29 protein-coding genes are annotated in these 24,840 nt (G+C 43.4%); all 29 read right to left on the minus strand.

What is annotated here, in order from left to right:
• Positions 1–67 precede the first annotated feature (67 nt).
• On the minus strand, positions 68–493 hold the full coding sequence (gene rplK / locus BEP19_RS12390; protein ID WP_120190230.1) for a 50S ribosomal protein L11: 426 nt from the start codon (positions 491–493) through the stop codon (positions 68–70).
• A 113-nt stretch (positions 494–606) separates the two neighbouring features.
• Positions 607–1,140, minus strand: a complete 534-nt coding sequence (gene nusG / locus BEP19_RS12395) for a transcription termination/antitermination protein NusG (RefSeq protein WP_120190231.1) — start codon at positions 1,138–1,140, stop codon at positions 607–609.
• A gap of 34 nt (positions 1,141–1,174) precedes the next feature.
• The gene (secE, locus tag BEP19_RS12400; RefSeq protein ID WP_120190232.1) at positions 1,175–1,390 is read right to left on the minus strand and encodes a preprotein translocase subunit SecE; all 216 of its coding nucleotides are present in this window, start codon (positions 1,388–1,390) and stop codon (positions 1,175–1,177) included.
• Between the two features lie 30 nt (positions 1,391–1,420).
• Positions 1,421–1,570, minus strand: coding sequence for a 50S ribosomal protein L33 (gene rpmG, locus BEP19_RS12405; RefSeq protein ID WP_120190233.1), 150 nt, complete (start codon positions 1,568–1,570; stop codon positions 1,421–1,423).
• Between the two features lie 316 nt (positions 1,571–1,886).
• A complete protein-coding gene (gene sigH / locus BEP19_RS12410) occupies positions 1,887–2,546 on the minus strand; it encodes an RNA polymerase sporulation sigma factor SigH (RefSeq protein ID WP_245983542.1) in 660 nt (219 codons plus the stop codon).
• Positions 2,547–2,631: 85 nt separating this feature from the next.
• Positions 2,632–3,138: an NYN domain-containing protein gene (locus BEP19_RS12415; protein ID WP_120190235.1), complete on the minus strand. Its 507-nt coding sequence runs from the start codon at positions 3,136–3,138 to the stop codon at positions 2,632–2,634.
• A 15-nt stretch (positions 3,139–3,153) separates the two neighbouring features.
• A complete protein-coding gene (gene rlmB / locus BEP19_RS12420) occupies positions 3,154–3,906 on the minus strand; it encodes a 23S rRNA (guanosine(2251)-2'-O)-methyltransferase RlmB (RefSeq protein WP_120190236.1) in 753 nt (250 codons plus the stop codon).
• On the minus strand, positions 3,899–4,321 hold the full coding sequence (locus BEP19_RS12425; protein WP_120190237.1) for a Mini-ribonuclease 3: 423 nt from the start codon (positions 4,319–4,321) through the stop codon (positions 3,899–3,901). The genes rlmB and BEP19_RS12425 overlap by 8 nt, the downstream gene beginning before the upstream one ends.
• Before the next feature lies 1 nt (position 4,322).
• A complete protein-coding gene (gene cysS / locus BEP19_RS12430; protein WP_120190238.1) occupies positions 4,323–5,717 on the minus strand; it encodes a cysteine--tRNA ligase in 1,395 nt (464 codons plus the stop codon).
• A 331-nt stretch (positions 5,718–6,048) separates the two neighbouring features.
• Positions 6,049–7,515, minus strand: coding sequence for a glutamate--tRNA ligase (gene gltX / locus BEP19_RS12435; RefSeq protein WP_120190239.1), 1,467 nt, complete (start codon positions 7,513–7,515; stop codon positions 6,049–6,051).
• 54 nt (positions 7,516–7,569) lie between these two features.
• On the minus strand, positions 7,570–8,052 hold the full coding sequence (ispF, locus tag BEP19_RS12440; RefSeq protein ID WP_120190240.1) for a 2-C-methyl-D-erythritol 2,4-cyclodiphosphate synthase: 483 nt from the start codon (positions 8,050–8,052) through the stop codon (positions 7,570–7,572).
• 5 nt (positions 8,053–8,057) lie between these two features.
• Positions 8,058–8,735 carry a 2-C-methyl-D-erythritol 4-phosphate cytidylyltransferase gene (ispD, locus tag BEP19_RS12445; protein WP_245983543.1) on the minus strand — a complete coding sequence of 226 codons (678 nt, stop codon included), beginning with the start codon at positions 8,733–8,735 and terminating at the stop codon, positions 8,058–8,060.
• A gap of 28 nt (positions 8,736–8,763) precedes the next feature.
• A complete protein-coding gene (locus BEP19_RS12450; protein ID WP_120190242.1) occupies positions 8,764–9,858 on the minus strand; it encodes a PIN/TRAM domain-containing protein in 1,095 nt (364 codons plus the stop codon).
• An 84-nt stretch (positions 9,859–9,942) separates the two neighbouring features.
• Positions 9,943–10,686 carry a CDP-diacylglycerol--serine O-phosphatidyltransferase gene (gene pssA, locus BEP19_RS12455; protein WP_120190243.1) on the minus strand — a complete coding sequence of 248 codons (744 nt, stop codon included), beginning with the start codon at positions 10,684–10,686 and terminating at the stop codon, positions 9,943–9,945.
• 70 nt (positions 10,687–10,756) lie between these two features.
• Positions 10,757–11,827 carry a DNA integrity scanning diadenylate cyclase DisA gene (gene disA, locus BEP19_RS12460; protein ID WP_120190697.1) on the minus strand — a complete coding sequence of 357 codons (1,071 nt, stop codon included), beginning with the start codon at positions 11,825–11,827 and terminating at the stop codon, positions 10,757–10,759.
• Positions 11,828–11,841: 14 nt separating this feature from the next.
• Entirely contained in the window at positions 11,842–13,206 is a 1,365-nt protein-coding gene (gene radA, locus BEP19_RS12465) for a DNA repair protein RadA (RefSeq protein ID WP_120190244.1), read from the minus strand.
• A gap of 200 nt (positions 13,207–13,406) precedes the next feature.
• Complete coding sequence (locus tag BEP19_RS12470) at positions 13,407–15,863, minus strand: ATP-dependent Clp protease ATP-binding subunit (RefSeq protein WP_120190245.1); 2,457 nt, start codon at positions 15,861–15,863, stop codon at positions 13,407–13,409.
• A 5-nt stretch (positions 15,864–15,868) separates the two neighbouring features.
• The gene (gene mcsB, locus BEP19_RS12475) at positions 15,869–16,957 is read right to left on the minus strand and encodes a protein-arginine kinase McsB (protein WP_120190246.1); all 1,089 of its coding nucleotides are present in this window, start codon (positions 16,955–16,957) and stop codon (positions 15,869–15,871) included.
• A gap of 12 nt (positions 16,958–16,969) precedes the next feature.
• A complete protein-coding gene (gene mcsA / locus BEP19_RS12480; protein ID WP_120190247.1) occupies positions 16,970–17,497 on the minus strand; it encodes a protein-arginine kinase activator protein McsA in 528 nt (175 codons plus the stop codon).
• Positions 17,494–17,973 (minus strand): CtsR family transcriptional regulator, encoded by a 480-nt coding sequence (locus tag BEP19_RS12485; protein WP_120190248.1) that lies wholly within the window; start codon positions 17,971–17,973, stop codon positions 17,494–17,496. Before BEP19_RS12485 ends, mcsA begins: the two co-directional genes overlap by 4 nt.
• A gap of 81 nt (positions 17,974–18,054) precedes the next feature.
• Positions 18,055–18,747 carry an HAD family hydrolase gene (locus BEP19_RS12490; RefSeq protein ID WP_120190249.1) on the minus strand — a complete coding sequence of 231 codons (693 nt, stop codon included), beginning with the start codon at positions 18,745–18,747 and terminating at the stop codon, positions 18,055–18,057.
• Between the two features lie 117 nt (positions 18,748–18,864).
• On the minus strand, positions 18,865–20,376 hold the full coding sequence (gene lysS, locus BEP19_RS12495) for a lysine--tRNA ligase (RefSeq protein ID WP_120190250.1): 1,512 nt from the start codon (positions 20,374–20,376) through the stop codon (positions 18,865–18,867).
• A gap of 30 nt (positions 20,377–20,406) precedes the next feature.
• Positions 20,407–20,880, minus strand: a complete 474-nt coding sequence (greA, locus tag BEP19_RS12500) for a transcription elongation factor GreA (RefSeq protein WP_120190251.1) — start codon at positions 20,878–20,880, stop codon at positions 20,407–20,409.
• A 204-nt stretch (positions 20,881–21,084) separates the two neighbouring features.
• Positions 21,085–22,086: a tRNA dihydrouridine synthase DusB gene (dusB, locus tag BEP19_RS12505; protein WP_425452766.1), complete on the minus strand. Its 1,002-nt coding sequence runs from the start codon at positions 22,084–22,086 to the stop codon at positions 21,085–21,087.
• Positions 22,083–22,304, minus strand: coding sequence for a helix-turn-helix domain-containing protein (locus BEP19_RS12510; RefSeq protein WP_120190253.1), 222 nt, complete (start codon positions 22,302–22,304; stop codon positions 22,083–22,085). The genes dusB and BEP19_RS12510 overlap by 4 nt, the downstream gene beginning before the upstream one ends.
• Complete coding sequence (gene folK / locus BEP19_RS12515; protein ID WP_120190254.1) at positions 22,256–22,786, minus strand: 2-amino-4-hydroxy-6-hydroxymethyldihydropteridine diphosphokinase; 531 nt, start codon at positions 22,784–22,786, stop codon at positions 22,256–22,258. Before folK ends, BEP19_RS12510 begins: the two co-directional genes overlap by 49 nt.
• Positions 22,787–22,788: 2 nt before the next feature.
• Complete coding sequence (gene folB / locus BEP19_RS12520) at positions 22,789–23,148, minus strand: dihydroneopterin aldolase (RefSeq protein ID WP_120190255.1); 360 nt, start codon at positions 23,146–23,148, stop codon at positions 22,789–22,791.
• A 1-nt stretch (position 23,149) separates the two neighbouring features.
• Complete coding sequence (folP, locus tag BEP19_RS12525) at positions 23,150–23,959, minus strand: dihydropteroate synthase (protein WP_245983544.1); 810 nt, start codon at positions 23,957–23,959, stop codon at positions 23,150–23,152.
• Positions 23,940–24,809, minus strand: coding sequence for an aminotransferase class IV (locus BEP19_RS12530; protein ID WP_120190257.1), 870 nt, complete (start codon positions 24,807–24,809; stop codon positions 23,940–23,942). The genes folP and BEP19_RS12530 overlap by 20 nt, the downstream gene beginning before the upstream one ends.
• Positions 24,810–24,840: the final 31 nt, after the last annotated feature.

Raw genomic sequence — 24,840 nt, forward strand, 5'->3', positions numbered from 1 at the left:
CAATTGCGACCGATTAATTGTCGGCTAGAACTGAGCATAACCACATTCATAGCCGACCTATTCTTCATTAGTCCTCGATTGAGATCCCCATACTGCGCGCAGTTCCTTCAACCATACGGATCGCTGCTTCAACATCAGCCGCATTTAAATCAGGCATCTTTGTTTCTGCGATCTCACGAACTTTATCTCGCTTTATTGTAGCGACTTTTTCACGATTTGGAACTCCAGATGCCGTTTCGATACCAGCAGCTTTTTTAAGCAAAACAGCAGCTGGAGGCGTTTTTGTAATAAAAGTAAATGAGCGATCTTCAAATACAGTTATTTCAACAGGAATAATCAAACCAGCTTGCTCTTGCGTGCGGGCGTTGAATTCTTTACAGAATCCCATAATGTTAACCCCGGCTTGACCAAGCGCAGGACCTACTGGGGGCGCTGGGTTTGCTTTACCTGCAGGAATTTGCAATTTTACAACTTTAATTACTTTCTTAGCCACATGACACACCTCCTTAATCAACAAATGCGACTATCAATTTATTCGCATCTAACAAATTGATAAAACAATTTAAAACTACCATACCGACGAGGATATATCAAGTCTGATCGACTTTATAATTTTTCCACCTGATCGAAATCAAGCTCAACCGGCGTTTCTCGTCCAAACATGTTAACGTGCACCTTTACCTTCTGTCTATCCGCCTGGATTTCTTCGATCGTGCCGACAAACTCCGCAAAAGGGCCTTCCTTTACTTTCACTGTTTCTTTAATCGTGAAATCAATTTTCGGTTTAACTTCTTCCACACCCATTTGTTTCAAGATCGTTTCTACTTCACTCGGCTTTAGGGGCGTGGGTTTTGAACCAGAGCCTGCCGACCCAACGAATCCTGTTACCCCTGGAGTATTTCGCACAACATACCAGGAATCATCCGTCATCACCATTTCGACCAAAACATAGCCAGGGAAAACCTTTTTAGTGACGACTTTCCTCTTGCCATCCTTTATCTCTTCCTCTTCTTCGGTAGGAATCATCACCCGGAAGATCTTATCCAGCATATCCATGGATTCGACACGCTTTTCTAGATTGGTCTTAACTTTGTTTTCATACCCCGAATATGTATGAACAACATACCACGATTTTTCCATCTAATAGGACGTTTCGTCCTTCCCCCCAATCGATTTATTGACCTAAAATCAACTCAATGATCTGCGAAATCCCTAAATCGATAACCGCAAAGAAAACAGTAATAAGTGTTACAGTCACAAGAACGACCGTTGTATAGCTAACCAGCTCCTTACGACTAGGCCAACGAACTCTCTTCAGTTCAACCCATACATCCCGTAAAAAACTAGGCGTATTCTTAAAACCAGCGCCAATCTTACCTAAAAACCCCACAGTGACACCCCCATTGCATTGGGCTTAAAGTTAGCGAGTTTCACGATGCGCAGTATGTCCATTGCAAAACTTGCAAAACTTCTTCATCTCAATGCGGTCAGGATGGTTGCGCTTATTCTTACCTGTGGTATAGTTACGTTGCTTACACTCGGTGCACGCTAATGTTACGATTACCCGCATGATGTTACACCTCCCACATTTAATCTCTAATCCCCTATTTCCGAAAAGGAATAGCCAAAAACCACATTGTCTTTATGCTATATCAAAACGGGTAAAACCAGCTATTTACACAGCCACCCTCAAACTTTAGCACATCTCCTATTTTCATGTCAAGAAAAACGTCGAGACGTTTCAAAAGTGGTTTACTTCCTCTTCACTCGCAATTTTTAAGGGAGTCCTAGACCGCTCTAATGAACAGTATTAACCGGAATTCAATGTTTCAAAACAATTCCAATAGAAAAGGCATTATCTTTTTCTAAACGAAATTGATAATGCCTTATTTCAGTATCGTAATTTCCCTTATCTCTAAGTACTTTTCCAACTTCCTCTTCACTCGTTGCAAAGCATTGTCTATTGACTTTACATGTCTATCAAGATCCTCGGCAATCTCTTGATAGGAACGGCCATCCAAGTAGAGGACGAGTACCTGACGTTCTAAATCACTTAAAATTTCGGCCATCTTGTCCTCGATGTCCGCAAACTTCTCCTGATTAATGATCAATTGTTCAGGATCTGTGACGCGATGTCCAGAGATGACATCTAAAAGTGTTCTATCGGAATCTTCGTCATATATAGGTTTATCTAAAGAGATATAGGAATTCAACGGGATGTGCTTCTGACGCGTCGCTGTCTTAATCGCTGTAATAATCTGTCTCGTGATGCATAGTTCAGCAAAAGCTCTAAAAGAAGATAGCTTGTCTCCCCTAAAATCGCGAATCGCTTTATATAACCCGATCATGCCCTCTTGCACGATGTCTTCTCGATCAGCGCCAATTAAAAAGTAAGACCTGGCTTTCGCTCTCACAAAATTTTTATACTTGTGGATTAGATATTCTAATGCGTCTGATTCCCCACTTTTGACCATCTCAACCAAATCTTCATCTGGCATATATCCATAGGCTGAAGGCATATCCTTTAGGTCGGCATTCACTAGCATCCCTCCAGGCTCCGTAATAGCATTATATAAGCACTCTCTATTATACATTATGTAACCTGGAATCGTCAACTTAGACCGACTACCCTTATTGTCGCCGCCACTTTTCAAATATTTCAGCAATTTCCCCTTTTAAAGGGATGCTTGTTCTAAGCGGTTCATACTTAATCTGCTGCGCTGTTTTACGAATCGACACCTTCGCCTTTTCAATATCTTCACGCAATTCTCTAGCTGATTTTCTTAAAGCTCCATATCCAAATGAAATCCTTTGTTCAGTATAGTCAGATGTCGCCACCGTAATCCTGACCTTTCTCGATCGCCACCTGTTGGCGAGCCGTTCAATCATCTCATCGGCTGTTTCATTTTCCTTTGTGTAATAAATGTCAACTTTATACTTCTTTGTTTTTTTCCCCATGCCTGGTACCTGATGAGCGTCAAATACAACGAGAATTTTAGACCCAGAGTACACGCGATATTCCGATAATATCTCTAGTAACTGATCGCGAGCTCGGCCTAAGTCTCTCTTCTTATGCTCGGCTAGTTCAGGCCAGGCTCCTATCATATTGTAACCGTCAACGATAAGAAGCTCTTCCATTTCTTTTCTTTCCCATCACACAGAAGCGTGAATAGGGCGCCTCTGCCTATATACTTCAAACATGAGCAATGCGCCGGCAACCGACGCGTTCAACGAAGTAACCTGACCAGCCATTGGCAAGCGAACTAAAAAGTCACAGTTATCCTTGACCAAACGACTGACCCCTTTTCCTTCACTTCCGATCACTAACCCGATCGGCATATCGAACTTCGCTTCTCGATAATCCTGTTCCCCAGCAGCATCCGCGCCAACAAACCAAACGCCTTGTTCTTTTAATTCCTCAATCGTTCGAGCAATATTAGTCACACGAGCGACAGGGATATATTCCATCGCTCCCGCCGCGGCTTTAGCCACAGTAGATGTCAGACCAACCGCTCTTCTACGGGGAATGATAATGCCATGAGCGCCAACAGCGTCAGCTGTCCGCATGATCGAACCTAGATTGTGCGGATCTTCAATCTCATCAAGAATTAGAATGAAAGGTTGCTCGTCTCTTTGTTTAGCTATATTCAGAATATCATCTACTTCAGCGTATGTGTAAGCTGCCACAAACGCAATTACACCCTGATGAGCTTCCCCTTTCGCAGTCATGTCCAACTTTTTCTTAGGCACAAATTGGAGTTGGATTTTCGCTTCTTTGGCCATTTTCACCACTTGCGTGATCGAGCCTTTTTGAGAACCATCAGCAATCCAAATCTTATTAATCGAACGTCCGGAACGCAGCGTTTCAAGAACCGGATTCCTGCCAACAATATACTCTTCATTCATCGTTATCACCTACCTCGATTATTGCCACTATTTTTTGCAACAATTCCTGTAACCGTTGTCGTTGGTCCGCTAAATAAAGATAGCCGAGCAAACACTCTAATCCAGAACTATTTCTATAATCCATAAGATCTGTATTTTTAGGCGTTGTCCCTGACTTCGCGTTACGGCCCCGTTTAATAAACCAGGTTTCGTTTTCTGTTAGTTCATCTTTTAACTTTTGCAATGCGGCTGATTGCGCTTTAGCGGAAACGTAACGGGTAGCCTCTCGATGAAGTCGATGAGGCTTTCCCGCCTGTGTTTTTAATAAGTGCGCTCTAATATAAATTTCCAACACAGCGTCACCCATATAAGCTAAACTCAGCGGATTAAGCAACTTTGGATCAAAGTGAGGTTCTGTTTCATTTAGGAACATCATCTTATTTCCTTCTCCACCTTACCCCTTGCGGCGTATCCTCTAACACAATCCCTTTTTCTATAAGCAAATCGCGAATCTCATCCGCGCGCGTGAAGTTTCGAGCTTTTCGGGCTTCTTCTCTCTCTTGGATCAAATCGTCGATCTCCTCAGCAAGCAACTCCTCATCCACGCCAACAAACGGCAATCCCAATACGTCACCAAACTCTTGAAAAAGATCTAAATACATCTCAATACCCGCAATCGATACTTTCGAGTTACGTAAATATTGATTCGCCTCTCTAACCCATTCAAACACAACAGCTAATGCGTCAGCCGTATTAAAATCATCATCCATCGCTTCGATAAATTTATCGCGATAGATTGCTTGTTTTTCGATATTTAAATCGGTATCACTTGTTGCCGCTTGCTTCCTATGTTGCAAGTTACTGATCGCAGTAATGACTCGATCCCACCCACTTCTCGCTTGCTCTAACAACGCTTCACTGAAATTGATCGGATTCCGATAATGGGCGCTTAACATAAAGAAACGAATGATGCGCGGAGGGATGCTCTCCCTAATATCTTTCACCAATACAAAATTACCCAGCGACTTTGACATCTTTTCATTTTCTATATTAATATACCCGTTATGCATCCAATATTTCGCCATAGCCTGTTCAGTCAATGCCTCTGTCTGAGCAATTTCATTTTCGTGATGCGGGAAAATAAGATCATGACCGCCGCCATGAATATCAAAGCTCTCCCCAAGATACTTCCTCGACATCGCTGAGCATTCGATGTGCCAACCAGGCCTTCCTTTCCCCCACGGACTTTCCCAGGAAATTTCGCCAGCCTTCGCATCCTTCCACAAAGCAAAGTCTAATGGGTTATCTTTTTGTTCATTAATGGCAATACGCGCCCCAGAACGAAGCTCGTCAATATTTTGATGCGATAACTTTCCATAATCATCGAACTTGTCTGTGCGGTAATAAACATCTCCATCGGATTCATAGGCATAGCCCTTCTCGATCAATCCTTCAATAAATGCAATGATCTCCTCAATATGTTCCGATACACGCGGATGCTTGGTCGCTTCTTTTACGTTTAACGCCTTTACGTCATTCATATAAGCTTCAATAAAGCGGTCAGCAACTTGCGGCACGGTTAAGCCCGTCTCCTCTGCTTTTTGAATCAGTTTATCATCAACATCTGTAAAGTTGAGGATATACGTCACTTCATAATTTCGATACTCCAAATACCTTCGAATGACGTCAAAAACTATGGCAGGCCTGGCGTTACCGATATGAATATAGTTATACACCGTCGGACCGCAAACATACATCCTTACTTTGCCGGGCTCCAAAGGAATGAAATCCTCTTTCTTTCGAGTTAATGTGTTAAATATTTGAATCGCCATTATTTTTCGAATGCCTCCTTCATATACATTTAACGCTTTATTTAGATGCAAAAAACCGTCCCCAAAGCCTTGGCTTCAGAGACGGTTTACCCGCGGTTCCACTCTGCTTAGAGACTGCTACGCGCAACAGCTCCCGCTTGAATACCCAGATAACGGTAGGTCAACCGTATCTTGCCTAATCACCCTCATCGGATTTTCAACAATCGGCTCCCAGGGGCACTTCCAAGAAGATAGTCCGAGCTGCTCTCAGCCATAGGCCAGCCCTTTCTGTATCGACTTATTCCGTCTTGTACTTCTCCTGTTCTTCACCTTTATTTTATATATTCTATACCTACTCAGTTTGCGACAAAAATGAGTTTAGGCGATTCACGACGGCTTCTTTCCCCAATAATGAAATCGTTTCATTCAGGTCTCGTCCTTGTGTCTGTCCTGTAGTGACGACACGAACAGGCATAAATAATGCCTTCCCCTTTAAACCAGTCGACTTTTGCGTGTTTTTCAACGCTTGTTTAATTTCCTCCGCATTAAACTCGGTGGTTCCTTGTAATTCATCCATAAAGGCCTTTAACACGGTAGACGCCTGTTCCTCAGACAATACCGATGTTGCCTTCTCATCATATTTTATCTCATCCTTAAAGAAAAGAGAAGCGAGTTCAATAATTTCCGCTCCATATGATAGCTGTTCTTGATAAAGCGAGACAAGCCGGGTGACCCAATCCAACTGATCCATCGTTGGCTCCTCAGAAGCATATCCAGCTGCTTGCAGATGCGGCAAGCATAACGCAACGACGCGTTCGATCGGTTGCTGTTTCATATAATGATTGTTCATCCAATTAAGTTTCTCACGGTCAAAAACGGAGGGAGATCTAGAAATACGAGACAAGCTAAATTGTTCGATTAGCTGCTGCTTTGTAAAGATCTCCTCTTCCGCCTCTGGCGCCCAACCAAGCAATACCAAGAAGTTAAGCATCGCTTCCGGAAGATAACCTAAGTCTTGATATTGTTCCAAAAATTGCACAATTGATTCGTCTCGTTTACTCATCTTTTGCCGATCTTCATTAAAAATGAGCGCCACATGGGCAAATTCAGGAGCTTCAAAGCCAAGCGCCTCATAAATCATCAGCTGCCTAGGCGTATTAGATAAATGTTCGTCGCCGCGAATGACGTGAGAAATACGCATTAAATGATCATCAATCGTAACCGCAAAGTTATACGTAGGCGCCCCATCTGGGCGAACAATCACAAAATCTCCAGTGCCATTCGAATCAAACGACACATTGCCGCGAATCAAATCTTTAACGACATAATGCCGATCTTCCACCACACGAAAACGAATCGAAGCCGAACGTCCAGCTTCTCGATATTGTTCCTTTTGCTCCGACGTTAAGTGACGACAGGTTCCCGCATATTTCGGCGTTTCCCCTTTCGATAACTGCTGTTCTCTTTGTTTCTCCAATTCCTCCGTCGTACAAAAGCATTCGTAAGCTCGTCCCGCTTCAAGTAATTGATCAATATACTGCTGATAGATGTCAACCCGATCCATCGAACGATACGGGCCATAATCCCCGCCAACATCGACGCTTTCATCCCACTCGACACCGAGCCACCGCAAACTACTTAATAGTTTCTCTTCCGCGCGCGCTACGTTGCGCTGACGGTCTGTATCTTCAATCCGAACAATAAATTTCCCGCCGCGATTACGGGCAAATAAATAATTAAATAAAGCGGAGCGGGCCCCCCCTATATGTAAATGTCCTGTTGGACTCGGAGCGAACCGCACCCGAACGTCTTGGGCCATTGAAACACACCATCCTTCTATCTTATCAAAAAAATTATAGCGCAAACTGAATTTTTATGCGTTTTCTTTGCCTAGTAGAACAACAGCCAAGGCGGCAATCCCTTCTTCCCTGCCCACAAAACCTAGCTTCTCTGTCGTTGTTGCCTTGATGTTCACTTGTTCGATTTCAACTTTCAAAAGTTGGGCAATGATCGTCTGCATTTGCGGTATGTACGGCAACATTTTAGGCCTTTCAGCCATAATTGTACAATCAATATTGATCACGCGAAAATCCTTTTCGCTCATTAATTCAACCACTTTACTTAATAACACTTTACTATCTGCGTCTTTGTACGCTTCATCTGTATCAGGAAAATGTTTTCCGATATCCCCTTCCCCGATTGCCCCTAAAATCGCATCGCTAACAACGTGCAATAATACATCCGCATCCGAATGACCGAGCAGTCCTCGATCATAAGGAATATGCGCGCCGCCAATGATTAAATCACGATCTTCAGCAAAGCGATGGACATCGAAGCCTTGTCCAATTCGTAACATGATGCCTATCCCCTTCTTTGCTCCAATATAGTTTCACCAAGTTTTAAATCTTCCGGCGTCGTCAGCTTTATGTTTGTATACTCGCCTTCAACCAATACGACGCGGTGACCTTGCCACTCCATCAGCATTGAATCATCAGTCCCAACAAAGCCTTTATCTTGAGCCTGTTGATGGGCCGTTAAGATCGTGGAAAGACGAAAAGCTTGTGGGGTTTGCGCGGCCCACAAGCTTTGGCGAGGCGGCGTTGATTCCACCACGCCTTCGCCATTCACGATTTTAATTGTATCTTTCACTGGAACTGCCGGAACCGCCCCACCTTCTTCTCGCGCGCTGGCCATGATCTTTTCAATTAACTTCCGGGATGGAAAAGGCCTTGCCGCATCATGAATCAGAACAAATTCAACATTTTTTAACACTTTCAATCCGTACCATACACTCTGTTGCCGTTCAGCTCCGCCCGCGATGACACGCAGCGGAGCAATATCAGCAAGCATTTGTTCGGTTCGGACAATATCTTCTTCATTCGTCACAACGACAATTTCCTTTATTTGTGGAATTTGTGTAAATAATTGCGCCGAACGAAATAAAACTGGTTTACCTTGTATTGATATAAATTGTTTTTTATCCGAAGCGCCCATCCGGGTTCCCTGTCCAGCCGCGGCAATAATTACACCAAAACTCACAACTATTCTCCTCTTTCATCTAACCGTTTCATTGGGCCTTTTCCAACATTTTGGGTTTCGCAAAAATCATTCGACCAGCCGACGTCTGCAATACACTTGTTACTAGTACGTCGATATGACTTCCGATGTAGTCTCTGCCCCCTTCAACGACGATCATAGTCCCATCATCAAGATAGGCAACACCTTGCCCGTGTTCTTTTCCATCCTTGATCAATTGAACATTCATTTCCTCGCCAGGCAGAACAACTGGCTTCACCGCATTGGCTAGATCATTTATATTTAGTACGGGCACACCTTGCAATTCGCACACTTTATTTAAATTAAAATCATTTGTAACGACTTTCCCAGAAGTGACTTTCGCCAACCTGACCAGTTTGCTATCTACTTCCTGAATATCTTCAAAATCTCGTTCTTCAATGATCACTTTAACTTTTAATTCTTTTTGAATACGATTTAAAATATCTAGCCCTCGACGACCCCGATTTCGCTTAAGGACATCCGAGGAATCGGCAATATGTTGCAATTCTTCAAGCACAAACTGTGGGATTACGAGCGCCCCTTCGATAAAACCCGTTTTGCATATATCAGCGATTCTTCCATCGATGATCACACTTGTATCCAAAATTTTATAATCGCCGCTCTTGGCTTTATTAGCCAACTCTTCTTTCTTATGCTTCGACAACTTACCGATAGAAAATACAGAAATCAATTCATCCCGTTTGTGAATTCCCACCTGAAACCCCATATATCCTAACACACATGATAAGACGATAGGCAGAAAATCTCCGACGACTGACAACGGAATGTAGCTGAGCGGTAAGAATAGTAAAAATGCAACAATAAGACCAATGATAAGACCCATAGCGCCAAATAAGATATCTGTAATCGGCAACTTCAATAAAGCTTCTTCTCCCCAGCGAACAGCCCTCAAAATGTGATCAGCCAACCACGCTGAAAAAAGAAAGAACAATATTGCCCCAAACGCTGCCCCAATATAAGATCCTATCGCTGTCCCCCCCATATTTAAATAGGGATCCAAAAATAGGAATAGAGTTGAACCAAAACGATAACCAAGCGCGCCTCCAATAATTGTAATCAACAGTTGAACAATTCTTCTTACCATTCCTTCACCTCCTCTCCCCATTATTGACCAACTATCTGAATAAAAACCAATTTATCAATTTTTCGATCTAGCGAATAGGAATTTCTACAATGTGGAGTCATTAATGACGTGTTCCTCTTCATTCTTTTCCAAACTCTTGTTGCCTTTCCACCTCAAATGATCGATACTTTTTTTAACTCCATACAAGGCGTACAAGACTAAGGGAATCGAAACAACCTTCGGAAGTTGAGTAGGAAACAAGTAACCAAGGAAAGCAACACTCACAATTAAAATCGGCACAACCCAAATTGTGGCCTTTGGAACACCGACCTTTTTAAAATTCGGATACTTAACCCTTGAAACCATTAAGTATGCTAACATCAACATGGTTAACACAAGATAAGGCGGCGGAAAAGAATTGTGATACAACGCAAGCGTAGCTAAGGCGCCCCCAGCCGCTGTAATTGGCAAACCAACAAAATAGCCTGTTTTACCGCTTGATTGGATATTAAAGCGAGCCAAACGAAGCGCGCCACAGATCGGAAACACACCAATACTAATAACACCTAACATACCTAACTCTTGTAGAGCTGCGGCATAAATAATCAAAGCGGGCGCCACGCCAAAAGTGACGAGATCAGATAAAGAATCTAATTGTTTCCCAAATTCGCTTTGGGCGTTAAGCAATCTCGCCATTCTTCCGTCTAGGCCGTCTAGGGCCATCCCGAGTATCACCAGAATTGCCGCATATTCAACATACTGATAACCATCTTGGAAAGCTAACAAAATAGCCATGACACCAAGAAACAGGTTACTAATCGTCAACATATTTGGTATTGCTTTTACCATGCTGAGCTGACCTCCCTTTAGGTCTCCCTATACCATACGTAAGTAAAGGATCCTAGGTTTCATTTTTAACTTAAATGTGCCGATCGATAAAAACTTGCTCTTGAATTCGTTTCAAACCTTCACGAATCGCGCGGGCTCGAACTTCGCCGATCCCTTCAACTTCATCTAATTCCTCAATCGTGGCCATCATAACCTCAGGTAGATTGCCAAACTTATCGATCAAATTTTGCACAATGGTTGTCGGCAAACGCGGAATCTTGCTTAATATGCGATAGCCTTTCGGCGAAGCGGGCTCTTCTTGGATATTAATATTCCCTGGATAGCCTAGTTCGCGAACAATGTGGTGATAATCTAACAACTCATCGGAGGACAGCTTCTTCATTTCTTCTAGCACATTCTCAGCGTAAAAGCGTTCAGGATTTGAACTATAATCTTGAATGAGATGACAGGCTTCTACTTCAATATTGCCCACTAATTCCTCTAATTGCATACTAATTAAACGGCCTTCCGCGCCAAGTTCATTAATATAGTTATTGATTTCAGTTTTAATTCGCAATACCATTTCAATTCTTTGCATCACTAAGACAACTTCATGCAGCGTAACCAATTCCTCAAACTCCAACGCGCCCAAATTAGTCATCGCTTGATCTAAGACAGACTTGTATTTCTCCAATGTTTGAATCGCTTGGTTTGCCTTTGTCAAAATAACCCCAATATCTTTTAAGGCATAACGAAAATTCCCTTGGTAGAGAGTGATGATATTTCTTCTTTGCGAGATAGAGATTACTAAATGGCCCGTTTGTTTAGCGGTGCGCTCCGCCGTTCGGTGACGAATCCCTGTCTCCCTGGAAAAGATAGATGATTCCGGCACAAGTTGTGTATTGGCGTACAAAATCTTTCTTCCATCATCGCTTACGATGATGGCCCCATCCATTTTTGCCAATTCATAAAGATAAGCGGGCGTAAATTCACAATTGATAAAAAAACCGCCATCTACCAAATCCATCACATCCTGGCTCTGGCCGACAACGATTAAAGCGCCCGTTTTAGCCCGCAGCACATTCTCAAGACCTTCTCTAAATTGGGTTCCCGGGGCGACAAACCGTAAAATTCGACTAACCGATGGCTCGATATCTTTCATCTCACTCATCCACTCTATCCTCCTAACGCTTCCCGAAGCGCTTCCTCAACAGTTTGCACAGGGATAATCGTTACTCCTTGCGGGTGGTCCCACCCTGTTACATTCTTGTTGGGAATAATCGCGCGCTTAAAACCTAGCTTCGCCGCCTCCTTAACCCTTTGTTCTATCCGAGAAACCCCCCGGACTTCACCAGTTAAGCCAATTTCACCAATGATTATATCATCAGGCAGCGTAGAATGATCTCGGAAAGAAGAGGCAATAGAAACGGCGATCGCCAAGTCAATAGCCGGTTCGTCTAATCTTATCCCTCCTGCTACATTAACATAAGCATCCTGATTTTGTAATAACATTCCAATTCTTTTTTCCAAGACAGCCATAATCAATGAGACGCGATTATAATCAACACCCGTTGCCATTCTCCTCGGCGAAGGAAAACTAGTTGGAGTAATCAATGCTTGCAGTTCAACTAACACCGGTCGCGTTCCTTCCATACTAGCGACAACCGCGGAGCCCGCCGCTTTACTCCTCTCTGACAAGAATAATTCAGACGGGTTTGCAACCTCCACCAAACCCTTTTCCATCATCTCGAAAATACCAATCTCATGAGTCGAACCAAAACGATTTTTTACAGATCTTAAAATCCGATACGTGTTGTGCCGTTCACCTTCAAAGTAAAGCACAGAGTCAACCATATGTTCTAATAACCTGGGACCAGCGAGGTCCCCTTGTTTCGTAACGTGACCGACAATCATAATTGCAATTTCTTTAGATTTAGCGATACGCATGAAATGAGAGGCGCACTCTCGCACTTGCGAGACACTTCCTGGAGCAGATGTAACAGAAGGATGATACACTGTTTGAATTGAATCAATCACGACCACTCTTGGTTGTAGCTGGTCAATTTCAAGCTCGATTCTTTCTAAATCTGTTTCCGCAAAAACGAACAAATCATCACTGTCAGCCCCTAATCGATCCGCCCTCAACTTTGTTTGCTTCGTTGATTCTTCTCCAGATATATATAGTACCTTATGCTGGTCGTTAGCTAAAAAATGAGACATTTGCAGCAAAATCGTTGATTTTCCTATTCCGGGGTCGCCCCCAACTAAAATAAGTGATCCCGGGACAATCCCGCCGCCTAAAACGCGATTTAATTCCGCCATCCCTGCGCTCATTCTCGGTTCCTGTCCACTTTTCACTTGACCGATCGGCACTGCCTTATTATCTCTACTGGAAATCGGTCGAACACCTTTTCCTGTTCGTTTATCCTCAATCTCTTCAACAAACGAATTCCAACTTGAACAACCTGGGCACTTCCCAAGCCATCTGGGAACCTCATAACCACATTCTTGGCAAGCAAATTTTGTTTTAATTTTGGACATTCGGCAACACTCCGCTTATTATATCTAAAACAGAACTAACACAATATATTTTTCTGCATTATTACCTGAAATTCCTGCTTTAAGCAAGCTCATAATAAAAAATACTTCTTTCGAAGTATAGGTAACCTTTGCTTCCTCCGCCAGGAATCTTAAAACAAGGAAATGAAGGCCTCCTTACGGAGGCCTGTTGACACCCTTGCTTATCTTTCCTGAGATGGCACTGGCGCATTTTCTTCTTTTGATACTGACAGTTCGCCGTCTTTGAAATCAATAATGACGGTATCTCCTTTTTTAATGTTACCGATTAACAATTCCTCAGACAATCGGTCCTCGATATGCTTTTGAATTGCTCGTCGCAATGGACGGGCCCCGAATACAGGATCGAAACCTTCCTTCGCTAAATAATCTTTCGCCTCTTCAGAAAGAGTAAAATCGATTTCCTGCTCCTGCAGACGCTTACGCAACTGCCCTGCCATTAAGGTTGTAATGGAGCGGATATGTTCGCGTTCCAAGGAGTGGAACACAATCAATTCATCTATACGGTTTAAAAATTCCGGTCGGAATGTTCGTTTCAATTCTTCCATCACACGATCTTTCATGTCTGTATAAGCGCGATCTGAGCCCGCTGGTGTAAATCCTAAACTCGTATTCTTCTTAATCGTATCTGCGCCAACGTTAGAAGTCATGATAATTACTGTATTGCGGAAGTCAACGGTACGTCCTTTTGAATCGGTTAACCGTCCATCTTCTAATACTTGTAATAAAATATTAAAAACGTCTGGGTGGGCCTTCTCAATTTCATCCAAAAGGACAACAGAGTATGGCTTGGTGCGCACTTTTTCCGTAAGTTGACCACCTTCTTCAAAGCCAACATATCCCGGAGGAGCCCCGACTAATCGTGAAGTAGAATGCTTTTCCATATACTCAGACATGTCAATCCGAATAATTGCATCTTCTTCGCCGAACATGACTTCAGCTAACGCTCTCGCCAATTCCGTTTTTCCAACGCCCGTTGGTCCAAGGAAAATAAAGGAGCCAATCGGACGCTTCGGGTCTTTCAACCCCGCTCTCGCCCTGCGGATCGCGCGCGAGATCGACTGCACCGCGTCTTCTTGACCGATGATGCGCTGATGAAGGATTTTTTCCATGTTCAACAATCGGTCTGTCTCTTCTTCTTTCAATTTATTAACTGGAATCCCTGTCCAGCCGGCAACGACTTGGGCAATATCTTCAGGGACAACTTCATAATCAGACTGACCTTGTTTTTCTTGCCACTCCGCTTTCGTCTTTTCTAGTTCCTCGCGGATTTTTTGTTCATTATCCCGCAGCGAAGCCGCCTTTTCAAATTCCTGACTTTGCACCGCAGAGTCCTTTTCTTTCCGAACTTCCTCTAATCGCTGCTCAAGTTCCTTTAGATTTGGAGGCGCCGTGTACGATTGTAGACGAACTTTAGATGCAGCTTCGTCAATCAAGTCAATCGCCTTATCAGGCAAGAAGCGATCAGAAATATAGCGATCAGACAATTTTACAGCTGCTTCAATCGAATCATCCGTAATTTTAACGCGATGGTGAGCTTCGTAACGATCTCTCAAACCGTAAAGAATTTGAATCGCTTCTTCCGCGCTTGGTTCATTAACCTGAATCGGTTGGAAACGACGCTCTAACGCAGCATCCTTCTCAATATATTTGCGATACTCGTCTAGCGTTGTCGCTCCGATACATTGTAATTCCCCGCGAGCTAACGATGGCTTCAAGATGTTCGACGCATCGATCGCTCCCTCAGCTCCGCCTGCTCCAATCAATGTATGCAACTCGTCAATAAACAAAATAATATTTCCAGCTTGTCGGATCTCATCCATGATCTTCTTAAGCCGATCCTCGAATTCACCGCGATATTTCGTGCCAGCAACCACCGTCCCCATGTCCAATGTCATCACGCGTTTGTTGCGTAGCGTCTCTGGAATCTCATTGCTAACGATCAACTGCGCCAGACCTTCCGCGACTGCTGTTTTTCCAACGCCAGGTTCTCCGATTAACACAGGGTTGTTCTTTGTTCTTCTGCTCAGCACTTGTATCACGCGTTCAATCTCTTTCTCACGACCGATCACCGGATCTAAACCGCCCTCGCGAGCATGGACTGTTAAGTCACGCGCCAAACTATCAAGCGTTGGGGTATTGACAGCGGCATTCCCCCCGCCTTGATTACCCGAAGAAAGCGCTTCATTACTTCCAAGTAATTGCAATACTTGTTGTCTTGCTTTATTTAGACTCACGCCTAAATTATTTAATACACGAGCGGCAACGCCTTCGCCTTCTCGAATTAAACCTAGTAAAATATGCTCTGTTCCAACATACGTATGTCCTAATTTTCTAGCTTCATCCATCGATAATTCAATTACTTTCTTAGCCCGTGGAGTATAATTGATGTTGCTTGGATTCTCTCCGCCGCGACCGATTAAACTTTCTACTTCGCCTTGAATTTTGTCCAAGCCGAGACCTAACGCCTGTAAGGCTTTAGCCGCGATCCCTTCGCCTTCACGAATTAAACCTAATAACACATGCTCTGTACCAATGTTTTTATGTCCTAAACGAACCGCCTCTTCCTGCGCCAAAGCAAGCACCTTCTGGGCTCTTTCAGTAAATCGACCGAACATCATAATAATTACCCTCCATTCTCATTCAAGTCATTTGCAACAGTTTGTAACCTCTCCCTTATCAATTCCGCGCGCCTTACATCACGCTGAGCGGGAGTTAAATCTTTACCAGAATACATCTGTAAAAATCCGGGTTGGATCAGTACCATTAGTTCATTAATTGTTTTTGAATTCAAGTCTGTAATCATTCCCGTATCGATTGCCAATCTTAAATCAGACAGCCGTTTCGCCGCCTCTTTTGATTCAATCACGCGCGCGTTAAACAAAATCCCATACGAGCGACAGAGCTTATCTTCAATACGTATTCTATTACTTTCTAATAATGTCCTTCTTGCTGCTCTTTCGTGTTCAATAATTTGTTTTGTAACACTATAAAGGTTAGATATGATTTCTTCTTCTGAATGACCCAACGTAATCTGGTTGGAAATTTGGAATAGGTTTCCTGAAGCCTCGCTTCCTTCGCCATAAATCCCGCGCACAACCAATCCAATTTGGCTGATTGCGCTTAAAATCCGATTAATCTGTTGCGTGAGGACGAGCGCAGGCAGATGCATCATTACCGATGCCCGAATTCCTGTTCCAACGTTGGTCGGACAACTCGTTAAATAACCATGTCGTTCATCAAATGCGTAGTCTACATATTGCTCTAGTACATCATCTATTTTATTCGCCATACTCCAAGCTTCATGCAACTGAAAGCCGGGATATAGACATTGAATTCTCAAATGGTCTTCTTCATTGATCATAATACTAACCGATTCGTTCTCACTCAAAATGACAGCCCCATGTCTTGACTCATTCGCCAGATGAGGACTAATTAAATGTTTTTCAACAAGCACTCGTTTCTCCAATCCAGATAGATTGTTAAGAGTCAGTTGTTCAAAATGATCAAGAGAGCTGAAGTCCTCGCTTTCCATCGCTTTCGAAACAAGTTCGATGACTTCTTTCGCTTGACTCTCGGTCGATAACAACGGAAAAGGGATCTGACGTAAGTTTCTGGCGAGCCTGACACGACTGCTAAAGACAATATCAGAATCTGGACCTTCTCCGCTCATCCATTCACTGACTGCCTGTTGAATAAACCGTTGTAAAGACATCGGTTTTCCCTCCTAAGGACTAGCCAATTGTTTTTCAAGATCCTTAATTTGATCTCGAATCGCGGCTGCTTGCTCAAATTCTTCTGATTCAATACTTTGCTGTAACTGTCTTTTCAAATCATTGATTTCTTTTCGAATCCGAATGACTCCTCCTGCGCGCCGAGGAACCTTGCCGCTATGTTGCATATTACCGTGAATCCGTCGAAAGATGGGTCCTAAACGCTGCGCAAATTGCTGGTAGCAATCCACACAACCAAATCGACCGCTTTTACTAAATTGAGCGTACGTTAACCCACATGTTTCACAACGCGCAACCGTCTCCGCGGGGGGAGGATCACTCCCTGTAACAGATGGCGCAGCATCAAATTTTAACAATCCAGACAATAAGTGATGGATGGAAAAATTCGGAGAAGCGCCAGCAAACATATCTCCTTTTTCACCCGCGCACGATTCACAAAGACGAAATTCCGTTTTCTCGCCGTTCACAATTTTTGTAAAATGGAGCGTAGCGGGTTTCTGTCCGCATTCTTGACAGATCATGACGACTCCCCTCCTCTGTGAATGAAAATCTGAGTAATCATGGCGCGCAGCAAAGTCGCGCGTAATTGGTCACGAACTTGTAATTCAAAGGAAAGCACCTCGCGAGAAACAGCCGCTTTCATAATCCGACACTCTCTTTCTGTAATCAAGCCTTCATCAAGAAGGCGCGCAAGAATATCTTCGGCCGTTTGCTGACTAATCTGTTGTCCAATCATCTCTACGATCATATGGAACAGATCTTTTAGACTCGAAATTTCAACCCTATGAATTCGGATGTACCCGCCTCCACCGCGTTTGCTCTCAACAATATATCCCTTTTCTTTCGAAAAACGAGTGCTGATCACATAATTAATTTGCGATGGCACACATTGAAACTTCTGCGCCAATTCACTTCTCTGAATCTCAACGAATCCGCTTCGACTTTGTTTTAGGATCGTTTTGAGGTGCTGTTCAATGATGTCTGAAATATTTCGCAAGGCTACACCCCCTTCATACAGCTTCTCACTTTGACATCCTTTGACTTTGACTTTCTTTGACTATTATTATATTACCATTTTTCAATTTTCGCAACTCTGCGCGCCTATTTTACGTTCAATAATCGCTGCTATTTTTCTAAAATCTGTAACAATTTGATCGGCGCCAGCCAACTCCCCTTCATCAGCAAAGCCAAAAGCGCAACCGACCGTGAATAAATTGTTCATTTTGCCAGCTTGTACGTCCGAATGACGATCGCCAACCATGACCGCATCTTCAATCGAATAATCAGCGAGCAATTTTGCGACAAGCTGATCCTTTGAATCTGATAGAAATCGCCCCGCGCTATATTGATCTTTAAACCATTTAGAAATTCCAAAGTGGTCGCAAATCGCAGCAATGTAAGCCTCTAGTCCATTACTTGCGATAAACATAGGAACCCCGCGACTGTTTAACTCAGCTAACGTCTCTTTCACCCCCGGGTATAACGCCGCATTCCCCTCTTTTAAAATATTCAACTCTTCTCGTAACATGATTTCGTCCGCCATTTCTTTTACGGAAGCGGAGCAACCTGGAAGTAACTGATCCCAAATTTCATCCAGTGTCATGCCGAACACACCCATTAGTTCCTCATCTGATGGAACCTCACCTTCAAAATAACCCTTCTTCTTTAATTGTTCAAACGTTCTTTTAAATGCGGGAACTGCGACATCCTCCGTCTTAAATAACGTTCCGTCCATATCAAAAATAGCAGCGAAAGGGATCTTTGGGTTCATTCGCCAAACCTCCTCGTTATGTTCTATCTTTACCAATTTTTAAAAAAGAAAACACTTTACCAATGGTAAAGTGCTTCTTTCAATGAACAGAGATGATTCTCTCCGTTTTTCTTTTGCTTATTCTTCGGAATGTTCGTCCTCGCTCGTTTGCTGACGCATAAGCGGGAATAACAGAACATCTCGAATCGAGGGCGCGTCGGTTAAAAGCATAACCAGCCGATCAATCCCGATCCCAAGCCCTCCAGTTGGAGGCATTCCATATTCTAATGATTCGATGAAATCTTCATCCATTCGGTGAGCCTCATCATTCCCCGCTTCTCTCTCTCCCAATTGCTGTTCAAAGCGTTCCTTTTGATCGATTGGATCATTTAACTCCGTAAAGGCATTCGCATGCTCACGAGCGACAATAAACATCTCAAATCGATCAGTAAACCGAGGATCTTGTTCATTCTTTTTCGCTAATGGCGAAACTTCCACTGGATGACCATAAATAAAGGTCGGTTGAATAAGCGTTTCTTCTACTTTTTGCTCAAAAAATTCATTGACGACATGACCATACGTCATGCGCGGCGTGATCCCAACTTCATGTTCATTAGCTAATGATCTCGCTTCCTCATCCGTCATGTTCGGCCAAAAGTCAACGCCTGTTACCTGTTTGATCGCGTCCACCATATGTATTCTAGTCCATTGCGGAGTCAAATCAATCGTTTCGCCTTGATAGGTAACAACCATTGTTCCTAGAACCTCTTGGGAAATATGCGCGACCATTTCCTCAGTCAATCTCATAATATCCTCATAATCTGCATACGCCTCATACAACTCAATCGAAGTAAATTCTGGGTTATGACGCGTTGAAATTCCTTCGTTTCGGAATATCCTCCCAATCTCATATACCTTTTCCAAACCGCCAACGATCAATCTTTTCAGATGCAATTCAGTTGCGATCCGCATATATAATTTCATATCAAGCGCATTGTGATGCGTCACGAACGGCCTAGCCGCCGCTCCGCCAGGAATCGAATGCATTGTCGGCGTTTCAACCTCTAAATAACCAAGGTTATCTAAGTATCTTCTCATCGATTGAAGAACCTTACTTCGAATGACAAACGTCTGTTGCGATTCAGGATTCATAATTAAGTCAAGGTAACGCTTGCGGTATCTCGTTTCGATATCGCGTAAGCCGTGATACTTCTCAGGAAGCGGACGCAGCGATTTCGTTAAGAGCGTAAATTCAGAAGCCCGCACTGTCGTTTCACCTTTATTTGTCTTGAAGACCGTTCCTTTAATTCCGATCAAATCTCCAATGCTGCATATATCAAAAACTTTATAGCTATCCGCGCCAATACGATCTTCGCGAACATAAATTTGAATTTGACCCGAACGGTCCTGAATATGGGAGAAGCTCGCCTTTCCTTGTCCCCGTTTTGTCATAATTCTTCCAGCGATCGTTACTTCAATCTGTTCTGTATCTAGTTCCTCTTTGCTCACGTCCCCATATGCTTGTAAAATCTCTTCAGCGGAATGGGTGCGCTCGAAACGCCTACCAAAGGGATCGATCCCCATTTCCCTCAATTGGTCTAGCCTTTCCCGCCGAATGGTGAGCAATTCATTTAATTCCTCCTGGGACACAGCCAACTCAACTCCCTTAAACCATATTCCTTAGTTCACGTCTAATATTTCATATTGGATGACACCCGCGGGAACGCTGATATCGACAACAGCCCCTTTTGTCTTACCAAGCAACGCTTGCCCTACGGGAGACTCATTGGAGATTTTATTATTAGCTGGATCAGATTCTACGGAACCGACGATCATATAATCGATCACATCGCCAAACTCTAAGTCTTTTATTTTAACTGTCGCGCCAACACCTACGACTCCTTGATCGACTTCATCCTGCTTAATTAAACGAGCGTTTCTGAGCATTTTTTCTAACGTGATAATTCGTCCTTCAATAAATGCCTGTTCGTTTTTTGCCTCTTCATATTCGGAGTTTTCGCTAAGATCTCCAAAACTAATTGCTTCTTTAATGCGTTCCGCGACTTCGCGGCGTTTCACAGATCTTAAATGTTCAAGTTCTTCCTCCAAATTTGCCAATCCTTCTGGTGTCAAAAATACCTCTTTTTCAGACATCACACATTCCCCCGATGCTTGATAGTGCTTAAAGCTTAACTCTTAAAAATAGCGCAAAAGAGACTGCAGCCAATCCCTTGCTTAGTAGCCGCCGCAGCCGTTCATTTGTTTGTTTCTTATATAGAAAAATGGTTGTGCTAACTAATCTAAGTACAGCAGTATATCATAGGTATTATATGGGAACTGAATACCTATGTCAAATCATTAATGAACGACCGTTTCTGCTTGTAATTGCTCTACATAACCTTCCAATAACAGCTGCAGACCACGTTTCGTATCGACCTCATTAATTTTTTGCCGCACAGTCGCGGAGTGTTTTAATCCCTTTAAATACCAAGCTGCATGTTTGCGCATTTCTTGAATCGCAACACGTTCGCCTTTCAGATGAATCAAGCGGTCCATATGCAATAAACAAACATCAATTTTTTCCTTTGGCGTCGGCTCCCCAAGTAGCTCGCCATGTGTCAAAAAGTGAACCGTACGATATAACATCCATGGGTTACCGAGCGCTCCGCGGCCAATCATTACGCCATCGCACCCGGTTAGATCCAACATACTTTTGGCGTCCTCGGGCGTAAAAACATCCCCGTTTCCGATGACCGGAATCTTTACATTCTGTTTCACGTCCCGAATCACATCCCAGTTCGCTTGCCCTTCATACATTTGAACTCTTGTTCGCCCGTGCACGGCAACAGCCGAGCCTCCCGCTCGTTCAACCGCTTTTGCGTTTTCAACAGCGTAAATATGATCCTCATCCCAACCGATTCGCATTTTTACTGTGACCGGTTTACTAACGTTTTCAACAACGGCTGACACCATTTCTTCGATCTTGCTTGGTTGCAATAACCATTTCGCTCCCGCATCACAGCTCACAACTTTTGGAACAGGACACCCCATATTAATATCTATAATGTCAGCATTTGTATTTTCATCGACGTATTTAGCCGCGGCCACTAGACTTTCCTTTTCTCCGCCAAATATTTGCAAACTCAACGGTTTTTCACGTTCATCGACAAACAGCATTTTCATCGTTTTTTTATTTCCGTGTAAAACTGCTTTATCACTGACCATTTCCGCGCAAACGAGGCCTGTTCCAAATTCTTTGGCAATTAATCGGAACGCTGGATTACATACGCCGGCCATTGGCGCCAATACGACATTGTTCTTTAATTCAACATCTCCAATTTTAAATTTACTCATGCTCATATACCCTCTCGATGATCCAATTTTAATAATTCATCCATGTCGATGTTTAACAATTCGCTAATATTCTCGAGCAATTGCTCAGAAGGATCTCTCATCCCCCTCTCAACAGAGCCTAGTAAGGAGATCGAAATCCCCAACTTTTCCGCAAATTCTAGTTGTGTGTACCCTTTTAATTTTCGAAATGCCCTAATTCTGTTTCCCAGTTGATATCCTTCCACTTTCGCACACCACTCTTATCGTTGACATTCTCTAACATTTCGACTGTAGTCTTTAACTCATTCCCAACCGCGATCAACTGTGTCGGGGCAATTTCAGCAAACGGGATCATCACAAATGCCCGTTCCCGCATTCTGGGATGCGGAATCTGTAAATGCTCCTCGTCGCGTCGCTCCAAACCATATGTCAAAATATCAATGTCGATCGTTCTTGGACCCCAGCGTATTTCGCGGACGCGTCCCAGTTCTTGTTCAATACGGAGCGCAGCAGCTAACAATTCATCTGCAGACAATCGCGTTTTCCCGCCCGCCACACAATTTAGAAAAGAGGGCTGGTCAACCAGACCGACTGGATCTGTCTCATACACATTCGAAATTGCGTTAACCTCAACACCATCAAACTTCTGTAAACTTTCTAACGCTTGTTGTAAAAAATAAAATCGTTCACCTACGTTTGAACCTAATGAAATATAATAAGGGACCATAATTAACGCCCCCTGCGAATCTCAACCGCCACAGACTGATAGTGGCCAGCAATCGGCGGATCTGGTTTTGTGACACGTACAACGACTTCGTCCAACAACGTAAACTTCGCTAGCGATCGTTGGGCAATTTGCTCGGCCACTTTTTCGACAAGTTGATAGGTTTCCTTCTCCATAACTGTTTGGCAAATTGCATAGACTTCCGCGTAATCAATCGTATCTCCCAATTGATCAGATTGCCCCGCTGCCTTTAAATCTAGATAAAGCCTCATATCAACTACATAACGCTGTCCGAGTGTGTTTTCTTCCGGAAACACACCATGATAGCCATAAAATTTCATTTCATTAAAATAGATGATGTCCATCCTACGCGCCCTCCCTATTCTTGATGGTATCGATCATCTTACAGACACGCGCCGTTTCTTTCACATCATGAACTCGCACAATCTGACATCCTTTTTGGACACCGTAACAAACGGTTGCAAGGCTGCCCTCCAACCTTTCCTCCACTGGTAAATCCAATGTTATTCCGATAAATCCTTTTCTAGATGTCCCTAACAAAACAGGGTACCCTAACGCGACTAAACGGTCCAAATGGGCGATTGTTGTTAAATTATCTTCATAATCCTTTGCAAAACCGATCCCTGGATCTAACCAGATATACTCTTTCGCTACACCAGCCTGTTCAGCAAGCAAGATACTCTCTTGTAAATCAGCCTGGATGTCTTGAATTATATGGTTGTACTCCTTATTGTCCCGATTATGCATCAAAACTATCGGCTTTTTATATTTTGCGATTACCTGCGCCATATTGGGATCCGCTTTACACCCCCAAATATCATTAACAATATCAGCGCCAGCTAGAATCGCCTGTTCAGCTACAGCAGATTTATATGTATCGATTGAAATCGCAACATCTACCGCCTGGCGAATTGCGGAGATAATTGGAATCACTCGCTCTATCTCTTCCTCTACCGAAATGGCCTCAAACCCTGGACGCGTCGATTCACCGCCAACATCGATGATATCAGCGCCGTCTTCAACCAGCTGTTTTGCCCGTAATACAGCTTGATCGATTGAATTATACTTTCCCCCGTCTGAAAAGGAATCCGGTGTTGCGTTTACTATTCCCATGATGAGCGTTCTTTTGCCGAGTTCATTCATCAACCTTGTCATAAACAACATCTCCTTGTTCCTCTATAGCTGATTGATAAGCCAAGATTAGTCGTTCTGTTAACGGACCGACCACCTGTACCCCATTCCCATCCAATTGATCAACGGGGACAATTTCCTGTATCGAATTCGTTAGAAAGATTTCATCCGCGTTCATTAAATGATCTAGTTTGTAAAATCCTTCCCGCAGTTCGATATTAAGACGTTGAGCGAGCTCGATCACAAAAGCCCTTGTTACGCCTGGCAACAATCCGGTAGCTTCATGTGGTGTATACAACGTTCCGTTTCGCGCAAAAAACAAATTACTAACGGTTCCCTCCACAAGGTAACCACGTTCAGAAAAAAATACTCCTTCTTCAGCGGAGAGCCCCCGTTCATATAATTCCTTTTTTGCCAACATGTTATTAGCAAACGACAATGACTTTGAGCGAAACGCCCCCTCTGCGGAGGCTCGTCTTAAATTCAAACTCGTTATCCCTTTAACAGACGGTAGATCCCCAAGCGGCTTGGCCATAATCAACCAGGTTGGCGTATGATGTTGCCCTCCCCATAATCCAAGGCCTTCTGTTCCGCCTGATAAAGTAATGCGAATATATGCGTCTTGCAAGTTATTTTCCTTTAGTGTTAGCTTGACTTCATCATAAAGCTGATAAGCCGTCTTAGCTAGCTTTATGTTATACGCATCGGCCGCCCTTACTAATCGGTCATAATGACGGTCAAATAAGAACAATCTACCCCGATAGGCCCGAATCGTTTCAAACAATCCATAGCCATAAAGAAAGCCGTGATCAAAAACAGATATCACGGCTTGATCCTCATTTACAATACGTCCATTTAAAAAAACTTTCATCATGCAGCTCCCTTTAAGACAACAAAATTGCGAA

Origin of the sequence: Ammoniphilus oxalaticus (genome assembly GCF_003609605.1) — a bacterium.
Classification (GTDB): Bacteria; Bacillota; Bacilli; order Aneurinibacillales; family RAOX-1; genus Ammoniphilus; species Ammoniphilus oxalaticus.